The organism is uncultured Parasphingorhabdus sp. (genome assembly GCF_963975735.1).
Classification (GTDB): domain Bacteria; phylum Pseudomonadota; class Alphaproteobacteria; order Sphingomonadales; family Sphingomonadaceae; genus Parasphingorhabdus.
Window position 1 is genome coordinate 1 of sequence record NZ_CAXBIA010000023.1, and the last position, 11,961, is coordinate 11,961.

Consider the following 11,961-nt stretch of genomic DNA (forward strand, 5'->3'; position numbering starts at 1 on the left):
CTCCGTCAGCCGTTCCGGCTGCCACCTCCCCATTGCTGCGCAACGGGGAGGAAATTGCATAACGAACACACTAACTCCCCCCTCACTCCGCAGCTTGAGCAAATTCCTCCGGTTCCGTCCACACCAATATCGGCTTGCGCGCCGCCTGCGTTTCATCCAGTCGCCGCCGGGGAGCGAAATAGGGTGCGCTTTTCAGGCTTTCGTCGCCGGCCTTGGCGCGTTCGGCCACCGAACGGAATGCTCCGATAAACTGGTCGATCGCCGCCTTGCTCTCGGTCTCGGTCGGCTCGACCAGCATCGCGCCGTGCACCACCAGCGGGAAATACATGGTCATCGGGTGATAGCCCTCGTCGATCATGCCCTTGGCCAGATCCAGCGTTGTCAGCTCATTGGTGAAGCCCTTGTCCGAGAACAGCGCCTCGTGCATGCATGGCCCGCTGTGGGCGAACGGTGCGTCGAGCACGTCCTCGAGGCTGCGCAGGATATAATTCGCGTTGAGCACGGCATCTTCCGCCACCTGTTTCAGGCCGTCTGCGCCGTGGCTGAGGATATAGGTTAGCGCGCGGGTGAACATGCCCATCTGGCCGTGAAAGGCGCTCATGCGGCCGAATGTGTACGGATGCCGGTCCTCGACCGTCTCTTCCTCGACCAGCGTGATATGGCCATCGGCATGGCGCTCGGTAAAGGGCAGCGGCCCGTAAGGAGAAAGCGCTTCGGACAATACGACAGGCCCGGAACCCGGTCCGCCGCCGCCATGCGGGGTGGAGAAGGTCTTGTGCAGATTGATGTGCATCGCGTCGATGCCGAGATCGCCGGGTCGTACCTTGCCGACGATGGCATTGAAATTGGCGCCGTCGCAATAGACGTAACCGCCCGCCGCATGCACCGCATCGGAAATCGCCTTCATGTCCGGCTCGAACAGGCCGCAGGTGTTCGGGTTGGTGATCATCACGCCCGCCACGTCGGGACCGAGACGCGCCTTGAGCGCCTCCAGATCGACCCGGCCAGCGGCATTGGCGGGAATATCCTCGACCTTGTAACCGGCAAAAGCGGCGGTCGCCGGATTGGTGCCATGGGCACTTTCGGGCACAAGGATCACTTCACGCGCATCGCCGCGTGCCTCCAGAGCAGCACGGATACACAGAATGCCGCAAAGCTCGCCATGCGCGCCGGCCTTGGGTGTCATCGCCACGCCGTGCATGCCGGTCAGCTTGATCAGCCAGACGGCCAGTTCGTTGATCACGCCAAGCGCGCCCTGCACGCTGTCCACCGGCTGCAGCGGATGGATATCGGCAAAGCCCTTGAGCCGCGCCATTTTTTCGTTGAGCCGCGGATTGTGCTTCATGGTGCAGCTGCCGAGCGGGAACAGGCCGACGTCGATGGCGTAATTCTGGCGACTCAGCCTTGTATAGTGACGCACCATCTCGCCCTCGAACAATCCGGGAATGGCGATCGGTTCTTCGCGTTCGAGACCACCGAGACGGCTTTCGACCTGCGGTGCATCCGGCAGATCGACACCGCTGCGATCCGGCGAGCCGATTTCGAAGATCAGCGGTTCATCGACCATCAGCGCGCGGTTGCCGGTGTGGGTGGTGACGGAACCAGTGTCCGTCATCTGCAGATTGTCTTCCTGTCTGGTCGGACGGCCTTCGGAGAGCATGCTCATGACAGGGTTCCTTCCAGAGCGGTCGCGAATTGCTCGAGCTCTCCCTCGGTGGATGTTTCGGTGACCGCGACCAGCAAACCATGCGCGAGCGGCGTAACCTCCGGATACAGGCGGCCGAGCGAGACACCGGCCAATATTCTCTGGTCGGCAAGCTTTCGCACCAACGGCCGAGAATCGGCATCAAGGACCAGCGTGAACTCGTTGAAAAAACTGTCATTCAATAGTTTTACGCCCGGAATTTTCGACAGCCGGTCTGCTGCCTGCACCGCCATTTTATGATTGAGCATCGCCAGTTCGCGCAGGCCTTTTTCACCGAGCAAGGTCATATGCGCCGAGAAAGCCAGCGCGCACAGCCCGCTGTTGGTGCAGATATTGGACGTCGCTTTCTCACGGCGGATATGCTGCTCGCGGGTGGAAAGCGTCAGGACAAACCCACGCTTTCCTTCGGCATCGACGGTCTCTCCGCAGAGCCGGCCGGGCATTTGCCGGACATATTTCTGCTTGCAGCCAAACAGCCCGACATAGGGTCCGCCAAATTGCAGACCGACGCCCAATGACTGGCCTTCGCCAACAACAATATCCGCGTCCATTTCGCCCGGTGACTTGATCGCACCAAGAGCGACAGGTTCTGTCACAACAGCAACCAGCAATGCTTTATGTTTATGCGCCTTTTCCGCAATCGCGGAGAGATCACCAATGCGCCCCAATATATCGGGATATTGGACGACCACGCAGCTGGTCTCGTCATCGATCTGGTCGAGCAGGCTCTGGCCATCGGTCGCGGCTTCAAGGGTCGGCGCCTGATAGGACAGATCATCCTTGGTGAAGCGGGCCATGGTTTTAGCGACCGAAACATAATGCGGGTGCAGGCCCGATGACAGGATCGCCTTGCCGCGCTTGGTGATCCGGCGGGCCATGGTGATGGCTTCCCAGCAAGCGGTCGAGCCGTCATACATCGAGGCATTGGCGACATCCACGCCGAACAGCCGCGCGACCTGGGTCTGGAATTCAAACAGCGTCTGCAACGTGCCCTGCGCGATCTCCGGCTGATAGGGCGTATAAGCGGTAAGGAATTCGCCGCGCTGGATGATATGGTCGACGCTCGCCGGGACATGATGGCGATAGGCCCCTGCCCCGAGGAAGAAGGGCATGTCGCCAGCAGCGTGGTTCTTTTTCGCAAGCGCCTTCATATGCGCTTCCACCGCCATCTCTCCCGCGTGCATCGGCAGTCCGTCAATCGGTCCGGTCAGCCGTGCTTCCTCCGGCACATCGACAAACAGATCGTCGACCGATTGCGCGCCGATAGTGGCCAGCATGGATTGCCGGTCGTCGGGAGTCAGCGGGAGATAACGCATTTTCTTTCCTTCACATTAACCCCTCCTTTTCAAAGGAGGGGTTGGGGTGGTTTCGTGCTGCGTATCGCTAACGCGAGCGATGCTGAAGCATCGCCACCACCCCTTGATCCCCTCCTCTAAAGAGGAGGGGAAAATTCCTTACAAGCCGTCGACGAACGCCTTATAGGCTTTCTCGTCCATCAGATCGTCAAGCTCGTCCTTGTCCGACAGGGTCAGGCGGAAGAACCAGCCGTCTTCTTCGGCCGATGAATTGACCAGTCCGGGCTCGTCTTCCAGCATCTCGTTCACTTCGATCACTTCGCCGGAGACCGCCGCATAGACGTCGGAGGCCGCCTTGACCGATTCCACCACTGCGGCATCGTCGCCCTGGCCCAGCTCCGTGCCGACATCGGGCACTTCGACAAACACAATGTCGCCCAGCTGTTCCTGCGCATAGTCGGTAATCCCGACGGTCGCCGTGTCGCCTTCGACATCGACCCATTCATGTTCATCGGTATAATATCGGCTCATGCTCGTTTCCTCTTCCTGTCAATCTATTGCTTGGATTTGCGGTGATAGTGATGCTTTACAAAAGGCATATCCGCTACGGTGCAAGCAATTTTTTTACCGCGCTGTTCGACGGTAATGGCAGTTCCGGTTTCGGACAGGTCCATCGGGACATAAGCCATCGCGATGGGGCGCTGTAACGTTGGCGAGAAACCGCCACTCGTCACCGTGCCGATGGCCATACCGGCATCATCAACAATCGTTGCACCTTCGCGAACAGGCTGGCGACCGTCGACAAAAAGACCGACGCGTTTTTTTGCGGCCTTGTCCGGATATTGCGCCAGCACGCGCTCCGCTCCGGCAAAATTACCCTCTTCGCGCCGTAGCCTGGACAGCGCAAAGCTGAGATTCGCTTCGACCGGCAACAGGTCAGGGCCCATGTCATGGCCATAAAGCGGCAATCCCGCCTCCAGCCGCAAACTGTCGCGCGCGCCCAGACCAATCGGCCGTACTTCTTCCAGCTCCATCAATGCCGAAGCAAGCGTCTCGGCATGTTCCGACGGGACACTGATTTCAAACCCGTCTTCGCCGGTATAGCCCGAGCGGCTGATCCCGAGCGGGATACCGCGCCACAGGAACGGCCCGGCTTCCATAAAATAGAGGTCAGTCGGCTTTGGCCAGTCCGGCTCGAACGGATCGATACCCAGCTTCGCCAGAGCAGCTGCAGCCTTTGGTCCCTGCAGCGCCAGCAGTGCCGCATCTTCGAGATGGTTGAGCGTGACGCTGTCCGGCAGCTGATCGCGCATATAGGCGATATCATCATATTTGGTCGCGCCATTGACCACCAGATAGAGATTATGGCCGGTGTTGGTGACCATCAGGTCGTCCAATATCCCGCCATCCTGAGCGAGCAGCAAAGTATAACGGATCTTGCCCGGCGCCAGCGCCGACAGATTGCCCGGCGTGATCCGCTCGAGCGCATCGGCTGCGCCCTCACCGGTCAGCTGCAGCTGCCCCATATGAGAGACATCGAACAGGCCCGCTTCGGTCCGGGTCCAGATATGTTCGGCCATCACGCCTTCATATTGCACCGGCATTTCATAGCCGGCAAACGGCACCATCCGCGCGCCGAGGCCGCGATGCCAGTCGCCGAGAGGCAATTGTTTCAGATTTTCGCTATTTTCACTCATATCTATTCCGCCCAGACAAAAGACAGCTCGCAGCAAAGCCCTGCAAAACTGCCCCCTCTGTCACGGAACCTGAGAGTTTTCCCGCCTTCGCTAAAGCTTCGGCGGACAAGCCCGCTTCTACTATCCGGCTTTGACGAACCTTGTCCGCCGAAGCCTTGGCGAAGGAGGATTTCCCCTTCGGTGGCCCATCATCGCTAAAGCCATGACAGACTCTTTCCAGAGTGCTTGTGAGACGGTTGCGGTCCGTTCGCCTGAGAGTTTCCGGGGCGGTTGCTCCTTCGGCGGCTTTTCGGTCTTGTGGGACAGAAAAACGCTCTCCCGCAACGTCTCAAGATCCTTGCCCGAGAGCGCCGATCAAAAAGCAGCTTTATGAGTGGAACAGCGGTCGGAAGGAGTCAACGATTCTGTTGTGCGGTGCAGTATTTTTGTCAGCGGCGCTCAAACCAGCTCCCAGATCGCATCATTCTCGTGCACAAATTGCCCGGCAGCGCTCTCCGCCATCAACGCAACAATCGCATCGGCAACGTCGCTGGCGAGGATCGAGCGGTAGCGACGGAATTTTCCGTGCAATAGAAGGTCCATGATAGGGCTGGCGGCGATAGCGAGGCTTTCACCGATGCGGCTTTCACTGGTCCGTTCCCCGCGCAGCAGGCCGGGACGGATGATATCGAGACGGTCGAATTTCTGGGCGCGCATCAGGTCCTCGGCCTCGCCTTTTGTTTTCAGATAGAAGCTGGAAGCGCTGCTGTCCGCCATGGTTGACGACACTGCGATAAACTGTTTCGCGCCCGCCGCCTTGGCTGCGGTTGCCACTGTGCCGACCAGATCGCGGTCGACCGCGGCAAATTCTTCCTTCGACCCCGCCTTTTTCATCGTCGATCCAAGGCAGGATATCACAATATTCGGCTTTATTTTGGCAATTGTTGCCGGCCAGTTTTCCTGCAGCTGGACGTGGACTTTAGCTTTGCCGACGTCTTCGCGATAGGGTCTGCGGAGCAGCAGGTGGAGCTTGTTCCCCAGCCCCCGTTCAACCAGTTTGTGGGTCAGCAGACTGCCGATCAGGCCGGTGGCTCCGACGATCAGGACTTTATCGGCCATGTCTATTATCCCCAAAAGCTTGCTATTGATAAGCCGTCATAGCAGCGAAGGCTGCTATCCAAAACAAAGTTTGCGGGAATCGTTCGATCGGCTTGGGCCCCAGCCTGCGCTGGGGTGACGATATCACTTTGCGGAAACCCGCTCGCCAAATATTTCCTGGTGCCGGTTGCGTGCATACCGATCCGTCATCCCGGCGAGAAAATCGGCGATATGGCGGATCCGGTCCGGCTCCGCTTTGGGCAGCGCCGAGGCCCAGTCGTCGGGCATCAGGTCCGGTCGCTCACGATAGGCTTTCACCAGATCACCGACCATCATCTTGCCCTCTTCCGCCGCGCCGGTCTGCTTGGGGTGATGATAGAGATTCTTGTACATGAACTTTTTGAGCGCCCGTTCCTTCTCGGCCATAGCGCTGGAAAATCCACCGATCATCTGACCTGCCTGACGCACATCATCCGGCGACTTCACACCCAGATCGTCTATACGCGCCTGCGTGGTTTCCAATACGTCATTGGCCATCAGTCCGATCTGGTCACGGATCAGTTCCGGAAATAGCCGGTCTCGCGGCACGTCGGAAAAGCGGTCGCAAATCATCTGCCACCGTTCGGCAATGAACGGCAGTTCGAGCAATTGATCGAGTGTCAGCAGTCCCGCCCGCATGCCGTCGTCGATATCATGATTGTCATAGGCGATATCGTCGGCAATCGCCGCAATCTGCGCCTCGAGCGACGGCCAGCTATGCAGGTCGAGGTCCATCGCGTCATTGACCTCAGCCAGCGCCCATGTCGGTTTTGCCACCGGACCATTATGTTTGGCGAGCCCCTCCAACATTTCCCATGTCAGGTTGAGACCGTTCCAGCGCGGATAAGGAGTCTCGAGTCTGGTCAGCGTCCGGATGGTCTGCGCGTTATGATCGAACCCGCCGAATTCAGCGAGGGCTTCCTGCAGCGCATCTTCCCCGGCATGGCCGAAAGGTGGATGCCCGATATCATGCGCGAGACAGAGCGCTTCGGTCAGATCCTCGTTCAGGCCGAGTGCGCGCGCCATCGTGCGGCCAATCTGCGCAACCTCCAGACTGTGAGTCAGCCGGACGCGATAATGGTCGCCATCGGGCGCGACAAAAACCTGGGTCTTGTGGCGCAAGCGGCGGAAGGAGATACTGTGGATAATCCGGTCGCGGTCGCGCTGGAAATCATCGCGCGGGCCGCGTGTGACATCGCGTTTTTCATCGTGCAACCGGCCCCGGCTGTCAGCCGGATCGCTGGCATAAATTTTCAACTGGCTCATTTGGTCAGCTCGTTGACCTCGACGCCATCGGCACTGGCCCAGGCGAAACCGTCGCCGCCATCCTTGCGATAATCCGCTTCAAAGGCTTTGGCCGCCTTGAAATCGTCGAAGGGTCCGATCACCAGCCGCCGGGTCTGGCCCCAGGGCGAGGTCCAGGCCTTTTGGTTCTTGAACAGTTCCGGCTGCTTCTTGGTCATGCGGCGATAGTCAAATTTCAGCGCATCGAGATTCGAACCCGTTGCAATCTGCACCCAGTAGCGTTTCGGATGCACAGGCTCCTTCGGTTTGACCACAGCTTTCTCAACCGGTTTGGCGACAATTTTTGGCTGTGGCTTGGCCGGTTCGATTTCGTCCAGATCAACCGGAACCACACCGGCTCGCTTTTCCTGCTCGGGAATATCAATGCCGTTGATAATGTCGGAAAGCGGCCTCCTCGCCGGTTCGGCAGCAGCCATCTCGACCGGAGCAGACCGTGTTTGGGCGAGGTCGAAATTGATCAAATTCTCTGGCTTTTCCGTTCCCGCTTCGGCCGCGGGCGGGTTCGCCGGGAAGGACTGGACCGGTGACCGGGAAACCGGAGCACGACCGGCAATCTCGACCTTGCGCTCGACGGTTTGCGACACCAGCGCCGGGGACTGACTGACGCCGAGAGTGGTTTGAAAACCGGGAGCAGCTGTTTTAGCCGCCGTCTGGCTTTCCGCTATATCCACTGGTTCCGGCGGGTTCTTTGCAGGCTCCGGCTCACTCTTCACGGATGGCGCTGCCGCGCTTGAAAATGTCGGTGCGCGGCCGGAACCGGTTGCTGCCGGGGCCGGCAAATCGGTGCGGGACAATACGACCAATTCATTCTTCTTAGATCGCTTGCTCGCTTTCCGGTCGGCTTTTACCCGGTCTGTCGTCCCGGGGCGACGACGCGGCGATTTATCGGGCATGGCGAGCACACGGGGACGTTCCACATCTGCGCCCAGTGCCGGTCCGACCGGGATCAGTCCTGCATCTGCGCCGTCACCGCCTCTGGCGGCCATATTGGACGCCATTTGAACCGCGGCCACATCGACCCCGATATTTTCGCTGGCGGGGAAATGACCATAATGGACGGCTGCGGCCTTCTGCGCCGCAGTCAGCTTGGGCATCCGATCAAAAAACGGCTTGATGGCTTTCGCCATTCGCCGCTCCATGGTTTGCTCGATTATATTCTCGGCGTCTTTTTTCTTGCCGTTCATGGCATAGATAAACGCCCGGTTGCGCCATGCATCACGGTCGCTTTTCTGGAGCAAGGGGTTGAGTTGCGCATCCGCCCGTTCAACATCGCCGCTGATCCCAAGCGAAACGGCATAGCGCTCGATCAGTTCTTCACTGGTGCCATAGCGCATCGCCAGCTCATAGTCTTTCTGCGCATCCCGGTTCCGGCCAACAAGATCATAGGCGAGCCCGCGATCCGCCGCGATTTCGCGCGCCGCGATACCGTTGTCCACGGCCTGGTTGAAATAACGGATCGCGCCAAACGGATTTTCCTCGGCGAGCAAGGCTCTGCCGAGACCGACCTTCACTCTGCCACTTGAAGAATAGATTTGATCCGCCTTGGCGAGAAAACCGATCGCCGCGCGCATATCGCCGAGCTTCAGTGCTGCCAGTCCGGCATCTGCCAGAGCGGAGGAATCATTGGAATCGCGGGCAATCCGGCGCAACGCGTCCTGGAGATCATCGGAATCGGACTGATTGCTATATTGCGCAACGGCAGGCGACAGAGGAGCGCTTGTCGCGACAAGCGTCGCGGACATCGCCAGCAATATTTTAAATTTATGTTTCACAAAACGCATAAAGGAATGATTGCACACGAAATCAATCGTTCCCGAAGCCTGGCAAGGCCAATGGTGGCACGAAAAAGACAAACTACCTCGTGCCACCCCATCAGCATATAAATCCGCCGGAACCGATCCCGAGCCTATTGATTATTCTGCCGGTTCAAAAATCGTGGAATGTCCAGTGGATCGGAAGATTTATCATCTTCGCCACCATCGTCTTCATCGGCCTTTGATCCGCCTCGTGTCAGATTGGACATCCGTTCGAACAACGTACCGCCGCCAGAAGCGACCCGTGGTGCCGGTGGCGGTGGTGGAACCGCCGAACCGGTTTCTTCATCATCGTAGACCTGGATGGCATCATCGCCCAGCACCAGTTCGTCCTCGTCATCGTCCTCCGGCACATGCTTTGCAGCAGCCATTCCCGGTGTAAGCGAGGCGAAAGACGGCGTTGTCGCTGTCTCGTCTTCATATTCTTCCTCGTCATCACCGCCATATGTCGCGACGGGAGTTGGTGACGCCTCAGGCTCGACTTCCTGTTCGATTTCCGGTTCGACATCTGTGTCTGGCACCGGTGCGGACGCGATTTCGGCTTCCTGAGCGGCTTCTTCTGCATCATCGTCGCTGGCAATCGACGAAGCGAAGCTGGACGACAGCGGAATATCTTCCGATTTGGGCGCTGAACTGCCCATAGCGAAGGACGCAACCGGCGCGGATGAGGACCTGCTACCCTCGCTATCGATTCCGGTGGCGACAACCGAAACACGGATACGTCCGTCCAGATTCGGGTTAAACGCGCTGCCCCAGATGATATTCGCATCGGGGTCGACCAGTTCGCGAATATGATTGGCTGCCTCGTCGACTTCCATCAGGCGCATGTCTTCGCCGCCGGTGATGGAAACGATAACGCCCTTGGCGCCCTGCATCGACACGCCGTCGAGCAGAGGATTGGCGATGGCCTTTTCGGCTGCTTCCAGCGCACGTCCGTCGCCTTCGGCTTCGCCGGTACCCATCATCGCCTTGCCCATTTCGTGCATCACGCTGCGCACGTCGGCAAAGTCAAGGTTGATCAGGCCCGGCATGACCATCAGATCGGTAATGCCGCGAACGCCCTGTTGCAGGACTTCGTCAGCAAGCAGGAACGCTTCCTTGAAGGTCGTGTTCGGATTGGCGACCAGGAACAGGTTCTGGTTCGGAATGACGATCAATGTATCGACGTTCTTCTGCAATTCCTCGATACCGGCTTCAGCCGATTTCATCCGGCGTGTGCCTTCAAAGGTGAATGGCTTGGTCACTACGCCGACGGTCAATATACCGCGGTCGCGGGCGGCTTTGGCGATCACCGGAGCAGCACCGGTACCAGTACCGCCGCCCATGCCGGCAGCGATAAAGCACATATGCGTGCCTTCCAGCGCCTGCTCGACCAGATCGATGGTTTCTTCGGCGGCTGCACGGCCAACCTCGGGACGTGATCCGGCACCCAGACCCTGTGTGATATCGGGGCCAAGCTGGATACGCCGTTCGGCCGTCGAACTGTTAAGCGATTGCGCGTCGGTGTTGGTGACGATAAAATCAACGCCCTCGACCTGTGCCGCAATCATGTTGGCAATGGCGTTACCCCCGGCTCCGCCGACTCCGATAACCGCAATTTTCGGTTTCAGTTCTTCGACTTCCGGTGGGCCAATATTGATACTCATCTCATTGTCTCCCGAGACATTTGGTCGTGCTGTCATATTTTGTTAACGCTTTGCACAAATTTTGCGTGGGAATCACCCGAAAACTTAATTTATTTTGTCGCTTTACTAAAAATTTCCACGGATCGCCGACATCAAACGCCCGATCACTGCCGATCCGCCATATTTGTAAACTTTTTGATGGCTTCCCGACATCGATCGCAGATCAACCGGATCCTGTGATGCATAGAGCGCGAGCCCCGCGAGTCCGGCGAAAGCAGGGCCGCTGTGCGCTTCGGGAAGAGCGCTCAGGCCGGTCGGTCGACCGATGCGCACCGTGCGCCCCAGAGCGGACTGGGCGTAGTCGGCGATGCCCTTGAGTTCAGCCCCGCCACCCGTCAGCACAACCTGCCGGCCAACCGGACCGGTAAATCCGAGTTCCTTCAACGACCGCCCGATTTCGCCGATCAGATGATCCAGCCGCTGGCGGATGACCGAAATCAGCTGCGCGCGGGTGATCCGTCCGTCTTCGTCGCTATGTTCGGCGCTTTTCTCCAGATCAAGATTGATAACGTCATGATTGTCGCGAGGACTGGTGGTCGCCGAGCCATAGAAACATTTGATCCGCTCGGCCTGCGCGCGCCGCAAACCAAAGGAGGAGGCAATATCGTCGGTGATATCGGCAGCGCCATATGGCAGCGTCGTCAAACCGACCAGCATCCCGCCAGCGAACAGCGAAACATTGGTCACTTCCGCGCCCAGTTCGACCAGCGCCACGCCAAGTTCGCGCTCTTCCTTGGAAAGGCAGGCGGTTCCGGCAGCGATCGGCGATGCGACGATAGATTTCACATTCAGATGCGCGCCGCGCACGCTCATATCGATATTGCGGACCGGCGAACCTTCGGCAAGGATGACGTGGATATCGACGCCAAGGCGATCGGCGTGCAGGCCTTTCGGCTTCTTCACCCCGTTCAGACCGTCGAGCGTATAGAGAGCCGGCTGAGCGTGCAGCACCATCTTGCCCTTGGGATCAATGCTGGCGCGCCCGGCGTCGAGAAGCAGATCGATATCTTCCTGCTCGATCCGGTGGCCGCCCAGTTCGGTTTCGACCGAGGTCAGCATGCTCTGCAGACCACCGGCGGAGAAGCTCACCCAGACATCGTCGATATTGGTCCCTGCGATGCGCTCTGCCTGTTCGACTGCGTCGCGGACATCCAGCTCGGTGGTCTCGGTATCGGCGATATAGCCGCGCTTCACGCCCTTGCTGGCGCGCTGGCCAGTGCCAAGAACCGTCAGTTCGCCATTGTCCATCCGCCCGGCAATCATCGCGGATATCTTGGACGAACCGATATCCAGTGCTGTGAAGATTTTCTCTACCCGTGCTGCCATTTGTCTAGTCCTTCACCC

The 11,961-nt window shown here is 58.8% G+C and carries 9 protein-coding genes and 1 riboswitch; all 9 genes read right to left on the reverse strand.

Annotated elements, in window-relative coordinates:
* Window positions 1–82 precede the first annotated feature (82 nt).
* The 9 genes from gcvPB to ftsA all read right to left on the reverse strand — a co-directional run bounded on the left by gcvPB (window position 83) and on the right by ftsA (window position 11,943).
* The gene (gcvPB, locus tag AACZ86_RS15590; RefSeq protein ID WP_339694266.1) at window positions 83–1,666 is read right to left on the reverse strand and encodes an aminomethyl-transferring glycine dehydrogenase subunit GcvPB; all 1,584 of its coding nucleotides are present in this window, start codon (window positions 1,664–1,666) and stop codon (window positions 83–85) included.
* Window positions 1,663–3,021 carry an aminomethyl-transferring glycine dehydrogenase subunit GcvPA gene (gene gcvPA / locus AACZ86_RS15595; protein WP_339694269.1) on the reverse strand — a complete coding sequence of 453 codons (1,359 nt, stop codon included), beginning with the start codon at window positions 3,019–3,021 and terminating at the stop codon, window positions 1,663–1,665. The genes gcvPB and gcvPA overlap by 4 nt, the downstream gene beginning before the upstream one ends.
* A gap of 138 nt (window positions 3,022–3,159) precedes the next feature.
* Window positions 3,160–3,531: a glycine cleavage system protein GcvH gene (gene gcvH, locus AACZ86_RS15600; protein WP_339694272.1), complete on the reverse strand. Its 372-nt coding sequence runs from the start codon at window positions 3,529–3,531 to the stop codon at window positions 3,160–3,162.
* Window positions 3,532–3,554: 23 nt separating this feature from the next.
* On the reverse strand, window positions 3,555–4,697 hold the full coding sequence (gene gcvT / locus AACZ86_RS15605) for a glycine cleavage system aminomethyltransferase GcvT (RefSeq protein WP_339694275.1): 1,143 nt from the start codon (window positions 4,695–4,697) through the stop codon (window positions 3,555–3,557).
* A 229-nt stretch (window positions 4,698–4,926) separates the two neighbouring features.
* Window positions 4,927–5,028, reverse strand: a riboswitch (glycine riboswitch).
* 107 nt (window positions 5,029–5,135) lie between these two features.
* A complete protein-coding gene (locus AACZ86_RS15610) occupies window positions 5,136–5,795 on the reverse strand; it encodes an NAD(P)H-binding protein (RefSeq protein ID WP_339694278.1) in 660 nt (219 codons plus the stop codon).
* A 123-nt stretch (window positions 5,796–5,918) separates the two neighbouring features.
* Window positions 5,919–7,079, reverse strand: a complete 1,161-nt coding sequence (locus AACZ86_RS15615) for a deoxyguanosinetriphosphate triphosphohydrolase (protein WP_339694281.1) — start codon at window positions 7,077–7,079, stop codon at window positions 5,919–5,921.
* A complete protein-coding gene (locus AACZ86_RS15620) occupies window positions 7,076–8,890 on the reverse strand; it encodes an SPOR domain-containing protein (RefSeq protein WP_339694283.1) in 1,815 nt (604 codons plus the stop codon). Before AACZ86_RS15620 ends, AACZ86_RS15615 begins: the two co-directional genes overlap by 4 nt.
* A 134-nt stretch (window positions 8,891–9,024) precedes the next feature.
* Window positions 9,025–10,578, reverse strand: coding sequence for a cell division protein FtsZ (gene ftsZ / locus AACZ86_RS15625; RefSeq protein ID WP_339694286.1), 1,554 nt, complete (start codon window positions 10,576–10,578; stop codon window positions 9,025–9,027).
* 105 nt (window positions 10,579–10,683) lie between these two features.
* The gene (gene ftsA / locus AACZ86_RS15630) at window positions 10,684–11,943 is read right to left on the reverse strand and encodes a cell division protein FtsA (RefSeq protein WP_339694288.1); all 1,260 of its coding nucleotides are present in this window, start codon (window positions 11,941–11,943) and stop codon (window positions 10,684–10,686) included.
* Window positions 11,944–11,961 lie beyond the last annotated feature (18 nt).

Bases quoted from the DNA above. Each gene is read 5' to 3' on its own strand.
- ftsA (WP_339694288.1), bottom strand. From the start codon at position 11,943: ATGGCAGCACGGGTAGAGAAAATCTTCACAGCACTGGATATCGGTTCG.
- gcvPA (WP_339694269.1), bottom strand. From the start codon at position 3,021: ATGCGTTATCTCCCGCTGACTCCCGACGACCGGCAATCCATGCTGGCC.
- AACZ86_RS15610 (WP_339694278.1), bottom strand. From the start codon at position 5,795: ATGGCCGATAAAGTCCTGATCGTCGGAGCCACCGGCCTGATCGGCAGT.
- gcvH (WP_339694272.1), bottom strand. From the start codon at position 3,531: ATGAGCCGATATTATACCGATGAACATGAATGGGTCGATGTCGAAGGC.
- gcvT (WP_339694275.1), bottom strand. From the start codon at position 4,697: ATGAGTGAAAATAGCGAAAATCTGAAACAATTGCCTCTCGGCGACTGG.
- gcvPB (WP_339694266.1), bottom strand. From the start codon at position 1,666: ATGAGCATGCTCTCCGAAGGCCGTCCGACCAGACAGGAAGACAATCTG.
- AACZ86_RS15615 (WP_339694281.1), bottom strand. From the start codon at position 7,079: ATGAGCCAGTTGAAAATTTATGCCAGCGATCCGGCTGACAGCCGGGGC.
- ftsZ (WP_339694286.1), bottom strand. From the start codon at position 10,578: ATGAGTATCAATATTGGCCCACCGGAAGTCGAAGAACTGAAACCGAAA.